This window comes from Paenibacillus sp. GM1FR (assembly GCF_002803315.1).
GTDB lineage: Bacteria > Bacillota > Bacilli > Paenibacillales > Paenibacillaceae > Paenibacillus > Paenibacillus amylolyticus.
The window spans coordinates 319408-342911 of record NZ_MKZL01000022.1; the positions used below are offsets into that span (position 1 = coordinate 319408).

Annotated in this window: 17 protein-coding genes; 8 read left to right on the forward strand and 9 right to left on the reverse strand. The window is 47.6% G+C overall.

What is annotated here, in order from left to right:
• The first annotated feature begins 77 nt into the window (after positions 1-77).
• Positions 78-1652, forward strand: coding sequence for a hypothetical protein (locus PAEAM_RS17030; RefSeq protein ID WP_100528354.1), 1575 nt, complete (start codon positions 78-80; stop codon positions 1650-1652).
• A gap of 53 nt (positions 1653-1705) precedes the next feature.
• Here PAEAM_RS17030 and PAEAM_RS17035 read toward each other — a convergent pair whose 3' ends face one another.
• The 4 genes from PAEAM_RS17035 to PAEAM_RS31605 all read right to left on the reverse strand — a co-directional run bounded on the left by PAEAM_RS17035 (position 1706) and on the right by PAEAM_RS31605 (position 6617).
• Positions 1706-3418: an ABC transporter ATP-binding protein gene (locus PAEAM_RS17035; protein WP_100528355.1), complete on the reverse strand. Its 1713-nt coding sequence runs from the start codon at positions 3416-3418 to the stop codon at positions 1706-1708.
• A gap of 78 nt (positions 3419-3496) precedes the next feature.
• Positions 3497-4525, reverse strand: coding sequence for an ABC transporter substrate-binding protein (locus PAEAM_RS17040; protein WP_076253663.1), 1029 nt, complete (start codon positions 4523-4525; stop codon positions 3497-3499).
• Between the two features lie 110 nt (positions 4526-4635).
• Positions 4636-6285, reverse strand: a complete 1650-nt coding sequence (locus tag PAEAM_RS17045; protein WP_100528356.1) for an AraC family transcriptional regulator — start codon at positions 6283-6285, stop codon at positions 4636-4638.
• A 101-nt stretch (positions 6286-6386) separates the two neighbouring features.
• Positions 6387-6617, reverse strand: coding sequence for a hypothetical protein (locus PAEAM_RS31605; RefSeq protein ID WP_133120455.1), 231 nt, complete (start codon positions 6615-6617; stop codon positions 6387-6389).
• Positions 6618-7006: 389 nt separating this feature from the next.
• Here PAEAM_RS31605 and PAEAM_RS17050 point away from each other — a divergent pair, with 389 nt between their 5' ends.
• Complete coding sequence (locus PAEAM_RS17050; protein ID WP_100528357.1) at positions 7007-7996, forward strand: LacI family DNA-binding transcriptional regulator; 990 nt, start codon at positions 7007-7009, stop codon at positions 7994-7996.
• A gap of 161 nt (positions 7997-8157) precedes the next feature.
• Positions 8158-11550 carry a GH36-type glycosyl hydrolase domain-containing protein gene (locus tag PAEAM_RS17055; protein WP_100528358.1) on the forward strand — a complete coding sequence of 1131 codons (3393 nt, stop codon included), beginning with the start codon at positions 8158-8160 and terminating at the stop codon, positions 11548-11550.
• 79 nt (positions 11551-11629) lie between these two features.
• On the opposite strand, the gene PAEAM_RS17060 is transcribed toward PAEAM_RS17055, so the two are convergent.
• Positions 11630-12829, reverse strand: a complete 1200-nt coding sequence (locus PAEAM_RS17060; RefSeq protein ID WP_165789951.1) for a methyltransferase domain-containing protein — start codon at positions 12827-12829, stop codon at positions 11630-11632.
• Positions 12830-13096: 267 nt separating this feature from the next.
• On the opposite strand from PAEAM_RS17060, the gene PAEAM_RS17065 reads away from it, so the two are divergent.
• Positions 13097-13597, forward strand: a complete 501-nt coding sequence (locus tag PAEAM_RS17065) for a GNAT family N-acetyltransferase (protein WP_100528359.1) — start codon at positions 13097-13099, stop codon at positions 13595-13597.
• A gap of 26 nt (positions 13598-13623) precedes the next feature.
• Positions 13624-14412, forward strand: coding sequence for an SDR family oxidoreductase (locus tag PAEAM_RS17070; protein WP_100528360.1), 789 nt, complete (start codon positions 13624-13626; stop codon positions 14410-14412).
• A gap of 113 nt (positions 14413-14525) precedes the next feature.
• Here PAEAM_RS17070 and PAEAM_RS17075 read toward each other — a convergent pair whose 3' ends face one another.
• Positions 14526-15074 carry a GNAT family N-acetyltransferase gene (locus tag PAEAM_RS17075; RefSeq protein WP_036612698.1) on the reverse strand — a complete coding sequence of 183 codons (549 nt, stop codon included), beginning with the start codon at positions 15072-15074 and terminating at the stop codon, positions 14526-14528.
• 127 nt (positions 15075-15201) lie between these two features.
• A complete protein-coding gene (locus PAEAM_RS17080) occupies positions 15202-15465 on the reverse strand; it encodes a DUF2164 domain-containing protein (RefSeq protein WP_076253656.1) in 264 nt (87 codons plus the stop codon).
• 259 nt (positions 15466-15724) lie between these two features.
• Between PAEAM_RS17080 and PAEAM_RS17085 the strand changes: the two genes are divergently transcribed.
• The gene (locus PAEAM_RS17085; protein WP_074092566.1) at positions 15725-17458 is read left to right on the forward strand and encodes a glutamine--tRNA ligase/YqeY domain fusion protein; all 1734 of its coding nucleotides are present in this window, start codon (positions 15725-15727) and stop codon (positions 17456-17458) included.
• A gap of 692 nt (positions 17459-18150) precedes the next feature.
• Here PAEAM_RS17085 and PAEAM_RS17090 read toward each other — a convergent pair.
• Positions 18151-19344, reverse strand: coding sequence for an MFS transporter (locus PAEAM_RS17090; protein WP_036612688.1), 1194 nt, complete (start codon positions 19342-19344; stop codon positions 18151-18153).
• Positions 19345-19501: 157 nt separating this feature from the next.
• Here PAEAM_RS17090 and mobA point away from each other — a divergent pair, with 157 nt between their 5' ends.
• Positions 19502-20131 carry a molybdenum cofactor guanylyltransferase gene (gene mobA / locus PAEAM_RS17095; RefSeq protein ID WP_100528361.1) on the forward strand — a complete coding sequence of 210 codons (630 nt, stop codon included), beginning with the start codon at positions 19502-19504 and terminating at the stop codon, positions 20129-20131.
• Here mobA and PAEAM_RS17100 read toward each other — a convergent pair.
• Complete coding sequence (locus tag PAEAM_RS17100) at positions 20101-21075, reverse strand: helix-turn-helix domain-containing protein (RefSeq protein WP_347707880.1); 975 nt, start codon at positions 21073-21075, stop codon at positions 20101-20103. The two genes, mobA and PAEAM_RS17100, sit on opposite strands and share 31 nt — an antisense overlap.
• Before the next feature lie 245 nt (positions 21076-21320).
• On the opposite strand from PAEAM_RS17100, the gene PAEAM_RS17105 reads away from it, so the two are divergent.
• Entirely contained in the window at positions 21321-23324 is a 2004-nt protein-coding gene (locus tag PAEAM_RS17105) for a beta-galactosidase (protein WP_100528363.1), read from the forward strand.
• The last annotated feature ends 180 nt before the right edge of the window (positions 23325-23504 follow it).

A 23504-nucleotide genomic window follows, 5' to 3' on the forward strand; every position in this document is an offset into this window, starting at 1 on the left:
AATGAAAATGGGTAGTTGTCCTATCTGTAGATTAGATAGATTCTATCCATATATTAATGGATGAGGAGTGTCAGGACATGTCCATACATCAGATAGGTCACAAGGTGTCTTTTGCCGATATGAAAACGAAGTTGCCTCAGGAGAGCTGGATGTACACTCAGAATGAAGCGCACAACGGTGAATTTGAAGCCGAGGAAGTATGGTTACATTCTGGTGATCTTCATATCAGTGAACTGTTGTTGGATGAAGGACCCTTTTTGATCTTAGTTGAAGGAAATCTGACAGTGGATCGTTATATTGGAAATACAAGTTCCGACGCGGCCAGTTCAAATCTGGTTGTACTTGGGAATCTCATAACGCCCTATATGATCGTGGGTGGGCAGGAAATATATATTACAGGTAATCTCTATGTGGAGGATATGTTCTGGGGGGATTATAACCATGGAGAATTGACAGTGAGAGGGAATGTAGAAGGTGGATTGCTGGTAAGTACCGATCAATATACGATTCAGGTTCAAGGACAGCGTAATGTGAAGCGTCAGCTTGAAGAATGGGAGGATCTCGGACCATGGCGGGGCTTTGACATGTTGGCGTTATTGGTTCCTGAATGTGTGATTGATGAAGATACAGAGCCGTTTCCTTGGCGAGAAGAAATGTTAAAGAGGCTGCAGCAAGGACAACCTGTAATCAACCGAAAGTACATTCATGCTGATGAATCAGAGCCAGATGCGCCGGATTGGTTCGAAGATCATCGGATTACCGCTGAGAACATAGAGCGTCTTACTCATCCATCTTTGTTACCTGTAAGAGAGGAGGATGAGTTACTGAACAGCTATGAATTTTGGTTGGACGAGCAATTTTGCCGAGTATCGGTCTATGGAGATGAGCATACGGAGGGGTATTTCCGTAGTCTGTATTTTCAGGATGACCACAATTGTGCATTGTTGCTTAAGATGGAGCCATCAGATCAAGGTTCCAACTCTCCTGATAAACATATCGTACAACCGGGTGAACCTGTCTGGATGATCTCAGGAGCATATCGTTATCTTCACAATGAGAATTCGGAATGGAACGTATTTTCGGAGAACTCACCTGCTGATATTCAGCAGTTAAGCGAGCAAGGATGGAGCACCTTGTTGCAGTCTGTATCGAATTATCAGTATGCCCGTTCCTTAATTTCGCACCAACTGATCCACGATTTATTAGCACTGCCTGTCGTGGAGCCATATGACGATTATTATGATGATGATCGGCACGGGCTGTGGATTGGAGAGTTATATTATGCATTTCGACAAGCAGGTCAGATGTCTGATGGTGTTCCCCAGCCAGCTATGCTACGTATTGGAAGAGAGTATGTGGATGCTCAAGGGGAGACGCAGGTGGAGAAATACTATTATACCCTGCACCAACATGCGGACGGCTCGGAAAGTGTGTTGATCGAATACTCGGCTCAGGATGACGAGGAAGAAGATCCATTGTTGCTTGAACTTCATTACATCGGCGGCTCTCAGTTACTGCATGCCGTTCACTTGCTGGAACATGGACGCAAAGTGCTCATTCAAGCGAATGAGGATTTACTGAATGGGGAGCTGCCTTACGCTGCTGAATCATTTGCAAAACGATTTTGGAAATCCAAAGGATACCTGAAATGAACAAAACAACCTTCACCTCTATTACAAGAGGGAGGGTTGTTCTGTCATTGCATTTAACCAAATTGGGCTTGATGCAGTCGGCTGTACGAGCCTTTACGCGCGAGCAGTTCTTCATGACTTCCTTGTTCAGCAACGCTGCCATTCTCCACCACCACGATGCGATCGGCGTGTCTAATGGTCGCCAGTCGATGGGCAATCACCAATGTTGTACGTCCCTGAGCCAGCTCGGATAAGGCTAGTTGAATGGCAGCTTCCGTCTCGGTGTCGAGTGCGGAGGTGGCTTCATCCAGAATGAGGATAGGCGGGTTCTTCAGGATCATTCTGGCGATGGATAGACGTTGCTTCTGTCCGCCAGAGAGTTTCACGCCACGTTCACCGATCATGGTGTCCAGTCCATCTGGCTGGGATTGTACCAGTTCTTCCAGTTGGGCCCGGCGAATGGCTTGCCAGATTTCTTCATCGGAAGCATTTAGCTTGCCGTATGCAATATTTTCACGAATCGTTCCGTCAAACAGGAAAATATCCTGCTGCACAATCCCGATATGGGAGCGCAGTGATTCCAGGGTCATGTCCTTCACGGGAATGCCATCAATGGAGATATGTCCCGCATCCACATCGTAGAAACGTGGGATCAGACTACATAGCGTCGTTTTACCTCCGCCTGAAGGTCCAACCAGAGCAACTGTCTGGCCTGCCTGAACATTAAGGTTGACCTCAGACAGCGTAGGTTTATGTTCTCCATAAGAAAAGGTGACGTTATGGAAGGCAATATCGCCTTTCACATCCGAAATTGGTTTTGCCTGTGGTGTATCTTCTACATCCGGCACGGCCTCAAGCAGCTCCAGATAACGTCTGAAACCGGCGATGCCTTTGGGATACGTCTCAATGACGGAGTTAATCTTCTCGATCGGTCCGAGGAATACATTGGACAGCATTACAAAAGCGATGAACTCCCCGTAAGTCATACTTCCTTGAATGACAAACCATGTTCCACATACCAGTACAAACAGGGATACAAATTTCATCAGAATGAAGCTGAGTGAAGAGTTCCAGGCCATAATACGGTAGGTAATTAGTTTTGTAAGCCGGAAACGTTCGTTGTTCTCAACGAAACGTCCTACTTCATGTTTTTCATTGGCAAAAGCCTGTACCACACGGATGCCGCTCACATTGTTCTCTACTCGTGCGTTATAATCGGCGATATCCGCAAACATGCGCTTGAACGCCTTGGACATTTTGCGACTGAAATACAGCGACAGGTAGATCATCAGCGGCACAATGATGAACGTCATCACAGCCAACTGCCAGTTGATCCCCAGCATAATCCCGAAAGCTCCGGCGAGTGTCATGAGGGCAATGAATAGATCCTCGGGTCCGTGATGCGCGATCTCACCAATATCCATCAGATCGTTGGTCATGCGGGAGACCAGATGTCCGGTCTTATTGTTATCGAAGAAGCGGAAGGACTGTTTCTGTACACGCTGGAACAGTTCACGCCGCATATCGGATTCGATGTTAATACCAAGCTTGTGGCCCCAATAGGTGACTGCATAATGGAAAAAGGAACTGAGCAGGTAGATACCGAGTAGTCCGACACATGCCGCTAAGATCATGGACCAATTGCCAGCCGGAAGCAGTTGATCGACCACCCGGTTAACGGCGAGTGGAAAGGCCAGCTCCAGCAGCGCGGCGGCGATGGCACAGGAGAAGTCCAAGATAAAGAGTCTTTTGTAAGGACGATAATAAGACATAAAACGGCGAAGCATATGTAAGTCCTCCTCAATATGACATAAATGCCCGAGCAGGCTCATTAGCCTGTCCGGACACCTGTATTCATGCTTATGTTATTTACGGTTTTGCTCGGCACGTTCTACGATCATATCGGCGAATTCCTCAGCCTGACCTTGAATCGCAATCGGGTCGAAGTACCAGTAACGGTCTTCCAGCAATTCATACACCTGATTGTTTTTCACAGCCGGCAGGGATTGCCAGATGGAATCGCCTTGGTAATTTTTATTGTTCTCTCCAACGGTTAAGAAGATATGATCCCCTGCATAATCACCAACAACTTCACGCGAAATTTCTTTCCATTGGGTATCACCCATCAGTTCTTTTTTGGTGATTTCGAGTGGGGCAAGTTGCAAAGCACTGTAGACCGCTTGTCCTCCTCGACCAAAATTGTCTCCATATCCATAATAACTCTTGTCGGATACTTCAAGGATGGAGAAGGTTTCCTCCGGTTTAATGACTGTTTTCACCTTAGCGCGAGCGGCTTCAATCCGTTCATCGTACGTTTTCAGCCAAGCTTCGGCTGCTTCGGATTTGTTCATCAGCTCTCCGAATCCCCGGATTTCGTCATGTACATTGGTGAAAGTACCATACGGAATGACCACGGTCGGTGCGATTTTTTGATAACTCTCAATTTCGCTGGCCTGATCAGAGTAGGTAATGATCAGATCCGGGTTCAAGGCAACAACCTTCTCCATGGATACCGCCGCCCGATCACCAATACTCTCTATGCCCGCTACCTGATCTGCATAGAACGGGTTTTCCAAATAATATTGAACAGCACCAACGGGTTTCACACCCAGTGCGAGCAGATCACTTACGTACATATCGGTAACGATTCGTTTCGGTTCAGCCGGAATTTCAACATCTCCGCTTAATGACTTGTAGATCCGTGTAGCATTTGAATTGTCTGAACCGGACGACGTGTCTGTGTTCGTCTCGGAAGAGGCTGTTGTTGTTTCGGTTCCCGCTGCCGATGTCTGTTCAGTGGCAGTCGAGCCTGTTCCGCTACTACATGCAGCCAGAATCATAATGATGGCGAGCATAAGAAGCAAGCCAGAAAAGCGTTTTTTTGCAGCAAACATATTTTTGTTCCCCCTGTGTATAATCAATAATGATTATTATTCTCATTAATAACATAGAGGAAGATGTGATATTTGTACATGGACAACTATGATCACTACTGCATGGACAATTATGATGTGAGGTGACGCATGATATGCTGCAACTGCTCCATAACGGACAAGGGATCAAATCCATAGAACATGTCGGCATCAATCTCGTATACGCGTCCTTCACGAACGGCAGAGAGGGTGCCCCAAGATTCCTGATTCAGCAAGTTATCCAGCATTTCTCGTTCGGTAGGTTCCTCAGGGAAGGCGACAAACATGTGATCTGCGGCATACAAGTGAATCTCAGACAACGGAACATGAATGTATCCCGTGAGTAACTGCCCATCCTGCTCCATCCGTGAAGGTGGGGTGAAGCCCAGCGATTGATACAGTACATGAGAAGCTCTGCCCCAGCCATGACCATAGATATAAGCGCCGTCCTCTCCAATCATAAACATGCAAACAGCGGACCCTCGTGTTCCTCCTTCCATCTGTTGGTCCAACGTATGATTGGCTTCTTGCTCAAGTTGATGATATTGATCTAACAACGCCTGTGCATTGGACTCAAGCCCGGTAATTCGGCCCAAAAGAAGAAGCTGCTCCTGCCAATCAATTTCCTCAAAGGGCATCAGAATGGTCGGTGCGATCAGACGTAGTTCATCGGAAGCGGGATGCGGTGCATACCCGATAATGACATCAGGCTGAGCGTGTGCAATCAGATCCGTATGTCTAACCAGCTCATATTCGGAATGTCGCTCAAATGGTTCATGACCATCATGATCATGTTCCCCCAGTTTTTCTTCCATCCAGCTGGCGACGGCGCCCATGTGGGGAGTATAGCCCAGTGCCAGAAGTGAGGCTGTATAATTGTAAGTCAAAGATACAATCTTCTTGGGCATTTTTCGGTAGTGTGTTGGTGCTGATCCAACCATCTGTTTGAATTTGCGGCTCAGATAAAAGGTGTCCCTGTAGCCTGTCAGTTGTGCAATTTCCTGTAGGGTAGGGTTCGCGAACAACAGATGTTCTTGAGCCATCCTGATTCTGAGACGGGTCACATATTCAACAAACGTAAGACCTGTATGTTTCTTGAACTCCCGTGAAAAATGCTCAGGACTTACATTTGCATCCCGTGCCAATTGTTCGCGGGTCAGCGGATGGGTATACATCTGATGGATATGTCTAAGCACGGCATCAAGCCAGGAGTGATCTTCATGAGCAGAATGAGCCACATGATCCCGTAAAATATCCAGTAACTCATAGAAAAGCACATGTGGCCTGAAGGGGCTGGAATCACGGCCTGCCGTACTGGCTTGAACCAGCTCTACTGCCCTGTCGGTGAGAGTGCGACTCGCAATGGGAACTGGTATCCCGAACGGCCAGAACAGCTGTTCATTTTCAGTGGAATCAAAAGCAATAGCAATGCCCTGTACTGGCGACAGGGAGCCGCGCTTGTTCTCGTGCTGAAGCAGGCTTCCGGCTTGCCGAACCACTGCGGAGCCCGCATTTAATGTCAGTTTACCCTCTGCACTGATCAGCCTGGCCTGGCCAGCAGTAATGACGTATAACACATGAAGAGTGCTCCACATCTCATCGATGCGGGAGAATGCCTCGCGGTCGTGAAGCTGCACCAGATGGCATAGCTTGAAGAGGGCAACAGGTACAGACTGAATCTTCTGCAAGGAAATGGGGCGGGACAGCGATTTTTTATGGTAAATAGGCTTGGAAATATTCATTAGATAACTGTCTCCTTACATAAGTCAGCAGGGGCATTTTTCGTCTCATGCCCCTGGTGTACTGGCGTAATTCTCGGATCTCGACTATTATGCAGTATATACTATAAACGGAGTGACGTGGATGGACAGATTGGACAATTCAACTTTTTCTGTGAAAAATAGATAAAGTGGTTGAAATCGCTATCAACACCGACTATAATGAAAATGTCGAAACGTTTCAATCTGGCGTTTACTGCCAGTTTCATTGTATTAGGCACGAACTGTTTATAGAGCGCCAGATTGAAAGACGTGTCACCACCATCACTAATGGTATGGATTGGAACGGGACGCATTCAACCGTGGCCCCATAAGGATGGGAACGAGGATTTTTTTTGAGAACACCTCGAAACGTTTCGATTGACATCCATCGCTATGATATGTATAAAGATTAATAAACGATCATGAAGGATTTAGTGGTTGTTCTAACCATGTACCGTATAAAATGTGGGGTAACCTTGAATTTGTTTTATATAAATTGAACTAACATTTACACAAAACGGAGAGGGCAGAAAGAACCTGAAGAAGCAAGGCGTTCGCCTTTATCCCCGGATTTTCACCCTTATAAAAGGGAAACAAAAAATCTGGGGATAACAGCGATCGGAAGGTTGTTCTGTCATCGGAGTGGTCAGTGTAAATATTCTGTAGTTCAATTTATATATAGTTTAGAAGGAGCGAACGTGGAATGGCAACGATTAAGGATGTGGCAAAGCTGGCAGGTGTAGCACTCTCGACTGCTTCCTATGCGCTGAGCGGGGATAGCAAGGTTAGTGCCAAGACCAAGGCTAAAGTGCTTGAGGCAGCACGAGAACTGAATTACCGCAAGAACGGCTTTGCCATGGACCTGAAACGGAGCCGGACAAACACGATCGCTTTGATCCTGACCGATCTGTCGGGCCCGTATTACTCGGAGTTGATCCGTAGTGTACAGGATGTAGCCCTTGCGAACGGGTATGACCTTATTGCTTGCAGCTCCATGGGTGGACGGGATTCAACGGCAGTGCGATTTTTGCGTGAAAAAAGAGTAGATGGAGCCATCATCCTGGCGCATAACATCCATGATGATATTCTGGTAGAATCTGCCGGTCATCGTTTTCCGATCATTGTGATGGATCGTCAGCTGTCGAGTGACCATCTGGTCAACGTGTTGGTGGATGGAGAGCAGGGTGGTTACCTTGCAACCCGCCACCTGATCCAGGCAGGACATCAGAAGATTGCTTATATCAGCGGTCCATCCAACTCGTATGACAACGCGCTCCGTTACCAAGGGTATCTGCGAGCGATGCGGGAAGCGGGACTTGAAGAAAAGTCCAAATGGCGTCTGAACGGCAATTTTGTGCGTGAGGGCGGATACAGTGCAACCAAAATGATGATCATGCAGGGCGATCTTCCCTCAGCGGTATTTTACGGTAATGATGAGATGGCGATTGGTGGCCTGAAGGCATTGGAAGAGCGTGGTGTATCGGTGCCGGATGATATTTCCGTGATCGGTTTTGACGATATTCAGTTGTCCGAATATGTGCATCCACCGCTGACAACGATACGCCAGCCGAAGCATGAAGCCGGGTCGCTCGCCGGACATCTGTTATTCCAGATGCTCAATGGCGAAGCGGTTGACCCTTCATATACGTTAACGATTAATATGATCGAGCGCAGCTCTGTACGTTCGGTTTAGACCGAGTCTGAACAACAAAGAACTGCCTGCATGCTGAAGTAAAAGTTTAATGATGGGGTTATCGTCCGGACGGGCTGTAAAAAGCCGGTTTGAAGAGGCCCCTATTCTTTTTCAGATTTATCGAAACGTTTCGATTTTAACTAATTCAAGGAGTGAACCTTATGACAACGATGATTAATGAACCGATCCGGTTAAGTGCCGGAGAGTTATCCTTTACCTTTTTGAACAGTGGCGACCTATACCAAGCTACATCCGGCACAACGATGTTAAACCAGTTGCTCAGCAACCAGATTGATGGATCTTTGAACAACCTGTACCTGCGTGTACACGAGGGAGAGAATATCAGCTCGTTCCCGTTGCTCGGTGTACGTTCGAACAGCAAGGTGATTACAAGCAAAACACAATCCAGCAATCAGTTGATCTGGGAGGGCACAGTCCAGCTGGAAGGTAGCGAAAAAGGTATTGGCTACCAGGTCGTATTTACTGCTACACCTCAAGGTGTATGGTTCTGGGATGTGAAGCTCACAGGACAACAAGATAACGTAGACGTGGTGTACGGACAGGATGTAGGGCTTGCTGATCCAGGTGCGGTACGCAGTAATGAAGCTTATCTGTCACAATACATTGACCACACGGTGTTTGAAGATGAAGCGAAAGGTTATGTCGTTTGTTCCCGTCAAAACCAGCCTCAGGGCGGCGCATTTCCATATATGCAACAAGGTTCCCTGACCAAAGCAGTTGGTTACTCCACAGATGGATTCCAATTCTTCGGTCTGTCGTACAAGGAAACGAATCAACCAGAGGGCTTGAATCGCCCAACGCTGGCAAATGAGACATATCAGTATGAATTTGCCTATACGGCATTGCAATCTGAACTGGTGAATCTGAATGGAGAAGCACAGGTGGTCTTCTATGGACTGGCGAAGCCTAATCATGCCGAAGGAATCTCTGCACTGGAATTTGGAGATGAAGTTACAGCAGCATGGAATGAAGTACAGGCTCTGACTGTGGAAAACGGCGATACGTTGGAACAGGTGAAACTGTCCTCCTTCCTGGGTGAACCACTGGTTACACTTGATCTGACACAAGATGAGATTCATGATCTGTTTCCTGATCGTCATCAGGAAGAGCACAGTGGTGAGGAACTGTTGTCCTTCTTCACAGGCAGCTATGAGCATATCGTTCTGAAAGCAAAAGAATTGCTCGTAGAGCGTCCACACGGTCACATTCTGATGAGTGGTGGCAACGTGCAACTTGGAGCACAGGTTATTACAACAACATCATATATGTACGGTATTTTCAACTCACAACTAGTTATTGGTAACACCAATTTTAATAAAATGATCAGTAATGCTCGCAATGCATTAAACGTGCCGAAAACGGCGGGACAACGCATCTATGTGGAAATGGACGGACAATATCGTCTGCTGACGATGCCTTCCCTGTTCGAAATTGGCTTCAACTATGTACGTTGGATCTACAAAACGGCATCCGATACGATCATCGTGACGAACTATACAGGGGCACACACCACCGAAGTGAGCATGAACGTACGCTCCACAAGTGGCACAGCATACCGTTACCTGGTAACAAACCAGATTACGATGAATGTGAATGAATACGAGTATCCGCTGCATATGACGCAGGATGGCGATACTTTGATCTTCAAGGCTGATCCACAAGCGATTAGTGCTGGAACGTATCCAGATCTGCAATACCGCATGTCGGTGGATGGCGCAGCTGTGAATGTAGGGGACGAAACGTTGCTGGCAAGTGGTATCCGCAGTGGTTCCGCATCACTGGTTACGCTTAGTCTGGAAGCGAGTGCTGAATGGACGCTGAAGGTACAAGGGGTATTGGAAGGCCAAGCGGACAGCGGAGTGGTAGCAGGTTCAAGTCTGACGTTTGAGGAGGAAGTGCAGGCATACCGCGAGTTCTTCGCAGGTGTGATGAACGGGTTCCGTTTGTCCCGTGGCGAAGGCCAGAGTGCTGAGGATCTGTTCAAAGTAAATGCGCTGGCTTGGTGGTACACCCACAATATGCTGGTTCACTATTCTGTGCCTCACGGTTTGGAGCAGTACGGTGGCGCGGCTTGGGGTACACGAGATGTGTGCCAAGGTCCGGTGGAGTACTTTATGGCAACGCAAAAATATGAGCAAGTTCGCGATATCATCAAAATGGTTTATACCCACCAATATGAAGATGATGGCAACTGGCCGCAATGGTTCATGTTTGATAAATACTTTGCGATTCAACAGGAAGAGAGCCATGGCGATATCATCGTATGGCCGTTGAAAGTATTGGCGGACTACCTGACAGCGACTCGCGACTATGCAATCCTGGATGAGAAAGTACCTTATACCGTCAAGCATAGCTTCGGGTTCACGGAAGAGACGGCAACGGTACTGGATCACGCGAAAAAAGAGATTGAATATATCCGTTCGCACTTCCTGCACGATACGTTCCTGTCTTCCTACGGAGATGGCGACTGGGATGATACGCTCCAACCAGCCAATGCACAGCTGAAGCAATACATGGTAAGCAGTTGGACGGTGGCATTGACGTATCAGTCCGTGAATGTGCTCTCGCAAGCGCTGAAATTCAAGGATGCGGACTTTGCACAGGAGCTTGATGTGCTGGCTCAAGGCATTCGTGAGGACTTTAACCGTTACATGCTGGGCACAGATGTGATTCCAGGCTTTGTATACATGGAAGAAGCGGACAAAGCGAAGCTGATGCTTCATCCAACAGACACAGAGACAGGCATTCAATATCGACTGTTGCCAATGACGCGCAGCATGATCGGTGAATTGCTGAATGCGGAGCAAGCAGAATCGCATTATGCCTTGATCCGTGAGCAGTTCCTATGCCCGGATGGCGTGCGTCTGATGAATCGTCCAGCTCAATATGCTGGTGGTGTAAGCACACACTTCAAACGTGCAGAGCAAGCGTCCAACTTCGGACGTGAGATTGGTTTGCAATATGTGCACGCCCATATCCGTTACGTGGAAGCGATGGCGAAGCTGGGTAAGACAGATCAGGTGTGGAATGGTCTCGCGATGATCAACCCGGTTGGTATCGGCGAGGTTGTACCTAACGCGGAGATTCGCCAAGCGAACTCATACTTCAGTAGTTCGGACGGTAAGTTTAATACGCGTTACGAGGCACAGGAGCATTTTGACCAGCTTCGTAAAGGGACTGTACAAGTGAAAGGCGGATGGAGAATCTACTCCAGCGGCCCTGGAATCTACATGAACCAGCTGATTTCCAATGCGCTTGGCATTCGTCAAGAGGGCGGCGATCTGGTCATTGACCCGGTATTGCCAGCTGAGCTGAACGGCATGCAATTCGAATTTGAGTATGCGGGTGAGCCGGTGACGTTTATCTATCACTTGAACGAAGGTGCTGTGAGCCGTGTAGCGGTGAATGGCAAAGACATTCGTACTGAGCGTACAGCGAACCGTTACCGTCAAGGCGGAGTAAGCATCTCACTGGATGAGTTCAGACAAGCACGCAGTGCAACTGAGCGTACGGTTGTTGATATCTATATGTAATTTTGTAGCATGATGTATACCAAGGTCATCCTCCTTTAATCAAGGCGGGATGGCCTTTTTGGCATATGCTCATAATCCACTAGCGCAGTGGAACCGCCAACAACGTATGTAACAGCTCGTTATGCCGCACATGTTTTGTTACGTAGCCCTGTTGCTCCAGCCAGCCGCATAGCTCATCCAGCAGAGGGAAGTGACGCTGGCGTAAGGCGAGCAGCTGTTCCTCGTGTCCTGTGGTTTCTGCCTGCCGAATATAGGAATCACGGTGAGTCGCATCAACAAACATCAGATCCGTTAGACCGATACGTCCACGCGAGGTTAATACCCGCTGCATCTCCTGTAAAGCCAATAGTTGCTGATCTGGACTTAGATGATGGAAAGCAAAGCTGGATACAACAAAGTCGAAGGAATGATCGGTAAAAGGCAACGCCAGAAAATTACCAAGTTTCACATGCATCTCAGGATATTTGGTACGACATCTGCGTAGCATCTCCCGGGATTGGTCGATTGCAGTCATGTCTGCGCCGTGCTGTAGCAGTTTCCCAGCCAGATTACCTGTGCCTGTACCAATATCAAGTCCTTTCTCACCAAGGGCGGGAGAGATCCAATGAGCTGTCTGTTCGAGCGCTTCGTCATAGTTGTGATACAGATAAAAGGAAGACTGTACCGTATCATTGGAATCGCCCGGCGTGGAATGACCTGCATTATGGTTTGGATGTGAAACTTCATTCTCATCGCTTATAGGCGAGGGGTTGGCCGAATGATGCCTGTCCTCTGAATTGGGGTGTTCAGTACTGACTCTGCCTTCTGCCTGCACTCGCTGATCATGGATGGCTGCCTGCATGTCATAATTCCACCGATCATGCCAGTTCTGCCGTGCTTCACGCAGGCGACGGGCACTGTCTGCGAGATCGTGCAGATGGCTGACATCCAACGGGCCGTCCTGACGATTCAGGTCAATCATGCGCTGGGTTGTATCCATCATACGTTTGAGCTCAATCCACTGGGCATACATGACGGCCTGTTGCAGCTCCAGATATTCTTCCAGCCGCTGCTGATTCCCTTGATCAATCTCTCCGAGCGCATGTGTAATATCCTGTAGCGACATGCCAATCTCACGCAGCGCAGCAATGGTCTGAAGCCGCCAGATATCATTCTCCGTATAGGTACGATACCCGTTACTGGACTGTTTGGCGGGGAGAATTAATCCTTTTTCCTCATAAAAACGAATGGCTCTCGCCGATATACCAAGCCTGCTTGCTGCCTCTTTGATGTTCATCATGCATCCCCCTCCTTATCGAATCAGTATAAACCATGACGTTACGGCAAGGTTAAGTGTTTATTTCATTTTGCGAAAAGGTTCAATACCGAGTGGAATTTTAGTCAAAGCTGAGGCTATGCTACAATATATAGAACAAAAAACTTAAATAGTGGAGTAAACGAACAATGTCTTCCTATTCCTAAGTTTCTCAACGTTCTTAACTCTCTTAACTTTCCCGACGTTGTAACGCACAGCGTTGTCGACTATAGCACGAAAGGTTGAATCATTATGCTTACCAGCCATACATTTACGATTCGTCCATCCGAGATTAAAGATGCAGCCCAGCTAATGGAGTTGGATGCCCTGGTATGGGACAAATACACCTCTCCTGCACCGATGCAATGGCGTTCCAGACAACAATATCTGCAGCATTGCCCGCCAGGCAGTCAATTGATTGCGGTGCAGGGAGAGCGGGTATGTGGTTATGTGGGCTTTAATCCAGCCACAGGCATGCCCGTCAACCGTCATGTCTACGAGATTCATATTGCGGTTCATCCTCATGATCGGCGTTGTGGCATTGCCACAGCTTTGATGGATGCCATTAAGCAGCATGCGGCCCAACAAGGCGTTCGCAAGCTCAGGCTGCGCGTACTTTCCAGCAATCCGGGAGCCATCACGTTTTATACACAGTGTGGATTTGTGACGGAAGGCAGGTTGGTGTCCGAGTTTTATATCGGAGGCAAATATGTGGACGATATTCTTATGGGTTATTTTATCCAGAACAAATAGAAAGTAGCTGAGGAGGAGGAACAACGATGGACATGGGACTTCAAGGTAAAAAAGCACTGGTGCTGGCTTCCAGTCGAGGACTGGGCAAAGCCGTAGCCGCTCAATTGGCAGCAGAAGGTGCTGACGTCATGCTCGCCAGCCGGAGCGAAGAAAAGCTCGCAGCAGTGAAGCAGGAGCTTCTGGCGCATGGTGGTGGCGGACGTGTGGAATATTGTGCAACCGATGTGACACGCAAGGAAGATATTGAGGCTCTGATTCACAAGACAGCAGAAATGTTCGGACAGATTGATATTCTGGTGAACAATTCGGGTGGCCCGCCATCGGGTTCATTTGAGTCACTGACGGATGAAGATTGGGAACGTGCATTTGAATTAAATGTGCTCAGTTATGTAAGGCTGATTCGCGGTGCTCTTCCTTATATGAAAGAAAGCGGAGGACACATTGTCAATATCGCTTCAACTTCGGTGAAGCAGCCGATTCCGGGTCTGGTGCTGTCCAACACGTTCCGTACTGGCGTGTTTGGATTGGCGAAGACGTTATCCCAGGAGCTGGCTCCATACGGAATTTTGATCAACACGGTGGCACCAGGACGTATTGCAACAGACCGTATACGTGAGCTGGATGCAGCACGGGCTGAGCAGAATGGAATCAGTGAGGAAGAGGTATCTGACCAATTCCGTAAAGAGATTCCACTGGGCCGTTATGGTCAACCAGAGGAGTTTGCCAAAGCGGTTGTATTCCTGTTATCCGGAGCCAATACGTACATTACCGGAACCTCATTGATCGTGGATGGTGGTATGGTCCGAGCACTATAAAAGTCATTGAATACAATAAAATACCCTCTGTCACCACATTACGTGGAGATCGAGGGTATTCGTGTTGATCCATTATGTTGGGAGAGATCACTCCGATTTATTATGTAGGCGAATTAGCGCAAGAGTTCCCATTCATGCTGAAGCATGCCGTACACCGCATGGTTCACGTAACCTTTAGGCAGTTTCTCTGCCTGACGAATGACCCCCTCGAGAACAAATCCGAGTCTTTCAGGGATAGCGCGACTCCGTTTGTTATTTGTTGCCGAGCGAATCTCGACGCGATTCAGGTCCAGGGTCACCAGAGCATAATCAACCAGAACGCGACAAGCGCTTGTCATCAAGCCTTGACCCTCAAAACCTTTGCCAAGCCAATATCCGATGCTTACCGAGCGATTGGTCCAGTTAATTTCGTGGAATCCAATGACGCCGGCTAGATCCCCTTTTGACCATACTCCGGCGGTGAATCCGCCATTCTCGGCACCTTGTTTTAACGCGTTGGTAATAAAGTTCGAGGTGTGTTCCACTTCTGTCACATGATCCACCCACGGCAACCAATGTCTCAGTTGATCCCGCGAGCGATCCGTCAGTTCGAACAGTGGTTTGGTATGTTCCATGGCCAGTGGCCGGAGTTCGGTATATTCATCCAATGAATAGGTAAACATGAATGCAACCTTCTTTCTTTGTATAGTGTTGTTCAAAAAAGTCCACTTTTGATTACGAATTATGCCTAATGGCATTATCAGCATCGAATATGAAAACCAGATTTTTTGAACACGTATTTGTAGTGGATTAACGTGAGGTCTTGGGCAACTTTTGTTCCAGTGCAAACAGGTCTTCTTCCATTGAGGCCATGCGTTGATTAACCGTTGTGCGTGCGTCACGGAGTGCCTGATTATATATGTAGGGAGCGAGCTGTGTCATGAACAGGTCGAGGACACCCCAAGCGGCCAGATCGCCGAGTTCTTCGCCACGTTCCTCTTCGAAATACGACTGGATGGTGCGAATGGCTTCATCCTGCTGTTCTTTGGTCAGTTTAAGCGAGTTCGATGGAATGGGAAACCCTCCCTTTAATTTGTTTTTACTATCATGCTACATGATTCGAGCGAACCCGTCAAAATGGTTTAGGGCCTATTTATGCACGGCTAATCCTGACTTTGGTGCCGTTCTTTATTGAACTCCTCCCCCGTTAAAGGTATATTTAAATGAAACGCGTACGAAACTTTCCAAGAAAATAGATTTTTTCAGGAAATGACTTCGTTATTAAGGAATTATAGCCGGAATTGCTGCAATTCCCTAAGGCTCCAATCCATTCATGAAAGGTTTGATACCTGTGGACAATCGTACAACCCCACCTAACTTTATCAAAAATATTATTACCGAAGATCTCCGGTCTGGGAAAGTCCAGGAAGTTATTACCCGTTTTCCTCCGGAACCGAACGGTTATCTGCATATCGGCCATGCCAAGGCGATCTGGATTAACTTTACGCTGGGCGGCGAATTTGGCGGCAAAACGAATCTGCGCTTTGATGACACAAACCCGGTCAAGGAAGATGTAGAGTACGTTCAATCGATTCAGGAAGACGTGAAATGGCTCGGATATGAGTGGAACGAGAAACGTTTTGCCTCGGATTATTTTGACGAGATGTACAACCGTGCTGTCTTGTTGATTAAAAAAGGTAAAGCCTACATCGACGACCAAAGCGCCGACGAAATCCGTGAAATGCGCGGAACGCTGACGGAGCCGGGTAAGAACAGCCCGTACCGTGATCGTTCGGTGGAAGAGAATCTCGACCTGTTCACACGTATGCGTGCAGGCGAATTCAAGAACGGAGAGAAAGTGCTGCGTGCCAAGATCGATATGTCTGCACCGAATATCAATCTGCGCGATCCGGTTATTTACCGGATTTCACATGCACACCATCATAACACGGGCGACAAATGGTGTATCTATCCAATGTACGCCTTTGCTCACCCGCTTGAAGATGCAATTGAAGGTGTAACGCATTCCCTCTGTTCCCTGGAGTTCGAGGATCAACGTCCATTCTACGATTGGGTTATTGCCGAGTGTGAGATGGAGAACCAACCGCATCAATATGAATTTGGTCGGCTGAATCTGTCTCAGATGGTGACAAGTAAGCGGAAGCTGAAACTGCTCGTAGATGAAGGACATGTGGATGGATGGGATGATCCGCGCATGCCAACGATTTCGGGTCTGCGCCGCCGGGGTTATACACCGGAAGCTATTCGTGATTTTGTATATGAGACAGGCATTTCCAAAAACTATGGAGTTATCGACCTGCAAACGCTGGAGCACTTTGTACGTGAAGACTTGAAACTGAAAGCTCCACGTACGATGGCTGTGTTGCATCCGCTCAAAGTGGTTATTACCAACTACCCTGAAGGGCAAGTGGAATGGCTTGAAGCAGAGAACAATGTGGAGAACCCAGAGATGGGTAATCGCCAAATTCCGTTCTCCCGTGAGATTTATATTGAACAAGACGATTTCATGGAAAATCCGCCGAACAAATATTTCCGTTTGTTCCCTGGCAACGAAGTTCGTCTGAAACATGCATACTTCATTAAATGTAACGATGTGATCAAAGATGCAGAAGGTAATGTAACCGAGATTCATTGTACCTATGATGTGGAGACGAAGAGCGGCAGTGGATTCACTGGCCGTAAAGTCAAAGGAACAATCCACTGGGTAGAAGCGACTCAAGCGGTACCTGCTGAATTCCGTCTGTATGAGCCGTTGATCCTGGATGAAGCACCGGAAGCAGAGGTTGAAGTGGCAGTAGCTGGGGCTGAAGCTGAGGTTGTGGAAGAGCAACCGGAGAAAACGTTCCTGGATCAATTGAACCCGAACTCCCTTGAGATTGTTAATGGGTATGTGGAACAAGAGATGAAGGAAGCAAACGCTCAGGATAAATTCCAATTCTTCCGTCACGGTTACTTTAGTGTAGATCCGAAACACTCCGAGCCAGGTCGTCCGGTATTTAACCGGGTCGTATCCCTGAAAAGCTCGTTCCAACTGCCGAAGGCATAATGCCGTTGGAAGAACTTAAGGTCTGTTCATCAGAGTGCTGGTAAGCAGCCAAGTTATAAATTAAAGGGAGGGCATCCTTCGTCATGATCATGGCGAAGGATGCCCTTTTTGTTTTTCTGGGTCTAGCTAGATACAGTTTTAGACGTAGTAATACAATTTCGCATGAACATGAACATGAACATGAACATGAACATGAACATGAACATGAGCTAAGGCCATAGATGTGCGTATGAGGCAAGAATCTAACGAACCGAAGACACGTTATTTAAGTGTATTTGGACATTCCAGCAACGTAATGAATCGTAGACACCTTATTTCCTCGTTCGGTCTGTCTTTTTTGGATTTTTAGCGTCTTTTATGCGAAATAACGTGTCTGGGATTCCTTAGCTTTAGAATTTCGTGAAATTGCTGCAAATAAGACGTCTAAGGTTCGTTAGGAGCAACAAACCTTAGACGCCTTTTCTCTTTACTGCACCTATGCTTAATCTTTTGTTTGAATGTTTGAACGGTTTATTTACACGATAACGGAGAGGACAGAAATAACCTGAAGAAGCAGAGCGTTCGCCTTTATCCCCGGATTTTACCCTTTGAAAAGGGAATCAAAAAATCTGGGGATAACAGCGATCGGAAGGGTATTCTGTCATCGTAGTGCTCTTGTGTAAAACGATCTCTCAACTTTTTCAAACAAAAGATTATCTGTCCTCATCCATATTGCCCATCTCCGTCAACACAACCGGCTGATAGCCGTTACGTCGATTCGATAACCACATGATGCTAAATCCGACAGCGCCGATGAGCGAGAAGAATACGCCAATGCTATACATGATTTCTGCACCGAAGCTTTGGAACAACCAGCCGCCGAACAGACCGGCAATGACGCCGGAGAGACCGCCCCAGGCCATCGTATACACCGCTTGACCGGAAGAACGATAAGGTCTTGGGATAAACAGCATGGTCAGTTGCGTACCTACATAGAAGTACCCACCAAACGTAATGGAGTGCATCAACTGAATGAATACAATCTCCAGTGGGTTGTTAGCCATTGCCATGAGCTGCCAGCGAAGTGCAAACAGCACACTGATCAGAATGAGAGATGCCAGGAGCATGCTCATTTTGCGTTTGAGTAAACGGTCGAGCAGCAGGAATACGCCGACTTCGAGAATGGATGAGGTGAAGATGGCCCAGCCGACCATCTGTTTATCGCCACCCATCTCTACTATGTATAGCGACATAAAAGTACTGTTCATGGCATTAGGCACCGATACGAGTACACCCAGGCCGATAAATGCCATAAAATACGGATTGAACATGACTTTGCCAAACCGCCGAAAAGTAACCACCGGTGTATCCGAAGCAATCGGCTGTCTGGGTAGAAATACGGATAATACAAAGGCGGTGGCAATCATGCACGCAAATATAATGGATACACTGCCGATGCCAAAACGGTCAATGAGCGGTCCGGCTGCGACGGCAGTCAGCGCCCAACCGAGTGAACCCCAGAGCCGGAATGATCCAAATTTCTGGGTTGTACCATCGATATATCCAAGAATCAGACTGTTCGTTTGAGCAAATAATGGACTTTGAAAAAAATAAAAGAAAATCATGGCTACATAGATCCATGTATATGTGGGCGCATAGAATACACCCTGGGCGAGCACAAATGTGCCTCCCATCATAATCATCAGAATGATGCGAATGTTGCGAGATTTATCGCTCCAGAAACCCCAGAACGGGTTGGCAAACAAGGATACAAAGGGTCCAATCGCCATGAGACTGCCAATCTCCAGTTTGGTCATACCAATCTCTTGCAGATACAACTGCAGGAATCCGGCGAAGATGGAGATGGCTCCATATATGAAAAAGTTATATAGTTTCAGAGAAACCAATGAGGGATTGCCTCTTGAAGGTGCAGGTCTGTCCAATTAAGCCATTCCTTTCAAATGCATATTGTTCAATGTATCATTTGTTGAAAGGGGATTCAATGCATAGCGAACGTTTTGAAATTGATGTAGTCAAACACATACCAGGAGGGAGGATAACAACATGAACACGCGTGAATGGACAGGCATCATATTGGCAGGGGGGTTATCCAGCCGCATGGGGACCAACAAAGCCATGTTGGAACTGAACGGTTCCGTTGTACTGCAACATGTCACAAAGGCCATGAGACCCGCCGTATCCCGTATCATCGTGGCTGCCGGACCCAATGTGACAACCTACGGTGCAATAGGCTACGACTGCGTTCAGGATCACTATCCGGGGAAGGGGCCACTCGCCGGTCTTCACGCGGCGCTGGAAGCTTCCGATACAGACTGGAATCTGGTATGCGCCTGCGATATGCCGCTCCTGCAAACGTCCTTTTTTGATGGGATAAAAAAGCTGGCCGAGTCGCATGACTCTTATTCTGCTATCGTTCCACGCGTGGATGGACGTGTCCATCCACTTGCAGGTGCTTATCACAAGCGAGTGCTCCCTGATCTGGAGCAACGTCTGATACAGGATCATCTTCGAGTCATGCGATGGCTTGAAGAGATCGGTTGCTGTTATGTCGAAGCGGAAGAGCTTGAGAGAGCGGGTGTTCACCAAGTAGCGATGCAAATGAGTAATATGAACACGCCGGAAGAGTACGAGCGTATCCGTAATCAAGATTCTGGACTCGATTCCGATCTGTAGGATACAGGAGCGCCTGATGTATCTGCATGATGATTGCGATATTGAAGCGGGCTTTGGCCTGTCCAACGTTTGAATTGTCTGCTGAAATGGGACAGATGGGTGTAACCGAGCTTCCACGCAATTTCCCCGAGCGACAGCTCTGGCTGTTCGATCAGCACTTTGGCCTCCTGCAACTTCAAGCTGGACAGGTAAGCCCTGGGGGAACGCCCGTACACCTTGCGAAAGACCTGCAAACCATATCCCGGGCTGATGCCAAACGAGGATATAATCTGCTCTACTTTGACCGTGGTTACACTGCTTTCCTTGGTTCGAAGCTGGGCATGGAATGCCTGCTTGATCGCCTCCGCTATAGCTCCCGCATAATGCATGGCTGTTGGCGCTGGTGCATGTGAAGCAGCAACGGAAGTGGTGGACTCCGGTTCATTGTCAGCAGCTTGGGACAACAGGGCGAACAGTTCAAACATGCGTGCCTGCATGATCATTTTGTCGGTGGAGGTATAGGCCTCAGATACGTTAATCATGTCCATCCAACTCTCCAGCACAACGCGAATCTTCTTATTATCTGCCGTACCTGCTGCGTAGATTCGGCTGTGCTGTGACATCAGCTTCAGAGTGAAGACGGGATCATCCACATTAAAGTGAGCGCTAAAATAAGTCATGCCTTCCGTGGATACACATTGATTTGTATGTTTGAACCCGGGAGGAATGAGAAGAATGGAACCTTCCTCCACGGTATAGGTATACCCGTGAATCACACTCTCCTGCGTACCTTCGATGATCAACATAATCTCAAAGCCCGGATGTGATTCCTCCGGCATCGCCCATCCATAGGGTACTTGTTGGCTGTGAGCACCATAGAATTTGATGTTACAGTCGATAATAGGCAGCCAGTGGGCCAGCGTATGGTGAGGCATTTCTCGGAGCTGTGATCGGATATCCATCATATTCACCTCGGAAAAGGGTAAAAACAACTTGCCTTATACAATCGGCACCCGTAGTATACTTCATTATAATCAGTTTAACGCAAGCATGGATAATCCATGGAATACATCAGCGTTTGAAGTGGTTGCTGAACAATCCAAGTTCTTCAACCGACATTAATGTAAACGCTACCATTATGGATTGGAATATGTCAACTCTTGCACACGTCAAGATCATTATATTTTCCACCTAAAAAGGAGATTAAATCATGGACAAATTATTATATGGCGTAGCTTATTATGATGAATATATGCCCTACGAAAGATTGGACAAGGACATTCAGATGATGAAGGATGCAGGGATCAACGTGGTCCGCATTGCAGAATCAACCTGGAGTACCCATGAACCGCAGAATGGTGTATTTGACTTCTCTTCCGTAGACCGCGTGTTGGATGCCATGCATGAGGCAGGGATTCAGGTTATCGTTGGCACACCAACGTATGCTGTTCCAACGTGGATGGTCAAGGAACATCCGGACGTTCTGGCTACAACCTCACAGGGACCTGGCAAATATGGCGCAAGACAGATCATGGACATTACACATCCAACCTATCTATTCTATGCCGAGCGGATCATCCGCAAGCTGATCTCTCGGGTAAGCACACATCCAGCGGTAATCGGTTATCAGACAGATAACGAGACGAAGCATTACAATACGGCTGGAGATAATGTACAACTGCAATTCGTGAAATACATGCGTAACAAGTTCAGTTCTCTGGATGAACTCAACAAGGAATTTGGCCTTGATTACTGGAGCAATCGGATCAATAGCTGGGAGGACTTTCCGTCTGTTGTAGGAACGATTAACGGCAGTCTGGGCGCTGAGTTTGCCAAGTTCCAGCGTCTGCTGGTAACCAATTTTTTGGCTTGGCAAGTGGGGATCGTGAATGAATACAAACAGGAAGGACAGTTTGTTACCCAGAACTTTGACTTCGATTGGCGTGGATATTCCTACGGCATTCAAGGGGATGTGGACCATTTTGCCGCATCGAAACCTTTTGACATCACCAGTGTGGACATCTACCATCCTTCCCAAGATGATCTGACGGGCATTGAAATTTCATTCGGCGGGGATGTGGCGCGTTCGACCAAACAATCGAATTATCTGGTACTGGAGACCGAAGCGCAGGCTTTCTGGCATTGGGTTCCCTATCCGGGGCAGCTGCGCTTGCAGGCATTCAGTCATCTGGCATCAGGAGCGAATATGGTTGCCTACTGGCACTGGCATTCGTTGCACAATTCGTTTGAGACGTACTGGAAAGGATTGCTCAGTCATGACTTTGAACCGAATCCGGTGTACAACGAAGCGAAGACCATTGGCAGGGATTTTGCAAGGCTGAGTCCAAAGCTCGTGAATCTGAAGAAAACGAATCGGGTGGCTGTGCTGTTCAGCAATGAGGCACTGACATCAATCAAATGGTTTGGGTTTAACTTCACCAGTGACAAGAACTACAATGACGTGGTGCGCTGGATGTACGATGAATTGTATAAAATGAACATTGGCTGTGACCTCATCGACCCATCGGTTGAGAGTTATACGGAGTATGATGTGCTCGTTGTACCTGCTCTGTATGCTGCTTCGGATGCATTGCTGGAAAAATTAAATCAATTCGTAGAGGATGGCGGACATATCGTCTACTCGTTCAAAAGCGGATTTGCAAATGAGCATATCAAGGTACGCTCTACCCGCCAGCCCGGCCTGATTAGTGAGGCATGCGGGATCAGTTATAACCTTTTTGTAGAGCCAAAACATGTTTCGCTGCGCAATGATCCATTCGAGGTTGGTGAGGAGCAGAACCAGATTCACACCTGGATGGAACTGATTACACCAACAACGGCTGAAGTACTCGCTTGGTATGATCATCCACATTGGGGTGAATATGCGGCAATTACCCAGAATGCCTATGGAGAAGGCAAAGCAACCTATGTCGGCTGTTATACCAGTTCTGCGGTGATCCGTAAGTTGTTGGAACGTGTCATGAAGGAAGCGGGCGTATGGGGAGCGGATCAGGAGCTGGCTTTTCCTATCATTGTGAAGACAGGTGTGAACGATCAGGGGAACACGATTCGCTACTATTTCAATTATTCGGATGAGGCAACATCTTTCGTGAATGCTTATGGAGAAGGGACTGAACTTCTGGCAGGAACCCCGATTGCTGCTGGAGAGAAGATCGAACTGGAGCCATGGGGCATACGGATTGTCGAACAATAATAGGAAATAATAGAGTAGGCAATGGATGTTGAACTATAAATTTACACAAAAACGGAGATGACAGAAATAACCTAACGAAGCGAAGCGTGCGCCTTTATCCCCGGATTTTCCCTTTTCAAAAAGGGAATCAGAAAAAATCTGGGGATAACAGCGATCGAAGGTTGTTCTGTCATCGAAGTG

Excerpts from the sequence above, each read along its gene's own strand:
- PAEAM_RS17030 (WP_100528354.1), top strand. The coding sequence starts at position 78 with ATGTCCATACATCAGATAGGTCACAAGGTGTCTTTTGCCGATATGAAA.
- PAEAM_RS17035 (WP_100528355.1), bottom strand. The coding sequence starts at position 3,418 with ATGCTTCGCCGTTTTATGTCTTATTATCGTCCTTACAAAAGACTCTTT.
- PAEAM_RS17040 (WP_076253663.1), bottom strand. The coding sequence starts at position 4,525 with ATGTTTGCTGCAAAAAAACGCTTTTCTGGCTTGCTTCTTATGCTCGCC.
- PAEAM_RS17045 (WP_100528356.1), bottom strand. The coding sequence starts at position 6,285 with ATGAATATTTCCAAGCCTATTTACCATAAAAAATCGCTGTCCCGCCCC.
- PAEAM_RS31605 (WP_133120455.1), bottom strand. The coding sequence starts at position 6,617 with ATGCGTCCCGTTCCAATCCATACCATTAGTGATGGTGGTGACACGTCT.
- PAEAM_RS17050 (WP_100528357.1), top strand. The coding sequence starts at position 7,007 with ATGGCAACGATTAAGGATGTGGCAAAGCTGGCAGGTGTAGCACTCTCG.
- PAEAM_RS17055 (WP_100528358.1), top strand. The coding sequence starts at position 8,158 with ATGACAACGATGATTAATGAACCGATCCGGTTAAGTGCCGGAGAGTTA.
- PAEAM_RS17060 (WP_165789951.1), bottom strand. The coding sequence starts at position 12,829 with ATGATGAACATCAAAGAGGCAGCAAGCAGGCTTGGTATATCGGCGAGA.
- PAEAM_RS17065 (WP_100528359.1), top strand. The coding sequence starts at position 13,097 with ATGCTTACCAGCCATACATTTACGATTCGTCCATCCGAGATTAAAGAT.
- PAEAM_RS17070 (WP_100528360.1), top strand. The coding sequence starts at position 13,624 with ATGGACATGGGACTTCAAGGTAAAAAAGCACTGGTGCTGGCTTCCAGT.
- PAEAM_RS17075 (WP_036612698.1), bottom strand. The coding sequence starts at position 15,074 with ATGTTTACCTATTCATTGGATGAATATACCGAACTCCGGCCACTGGCC.
- PAEAM_RS17085 (WP_074092566.1), top strand. The coding sequence starts at position 15,725 with ATGAAAGGTTTGATACCTGTGGACAATCGTACAACCCCACCTAACTTT.
- mobA (WP_100528361.1), top strand. The coding sequence starts at position 19,502 with ATGAACACGCGTGAATGGACAGGCATCATATTGGCAGGGGGGTTATCC.
- PAEAM_RS17100 (WP_347707880.1), bottom strand. The coding sequence starts at position 21,075 with ATGATGGATATCCGATCACAGCTCCGAGAAATGCCTCACCATACGCTG.
- PAEAM_RS17105 (WP_100528363.1), top strand. The coding sequence starts at position 21,321 with ATGGACAAATTATTATATGGCGTAGCTTATTATGATGAATATATGCCC.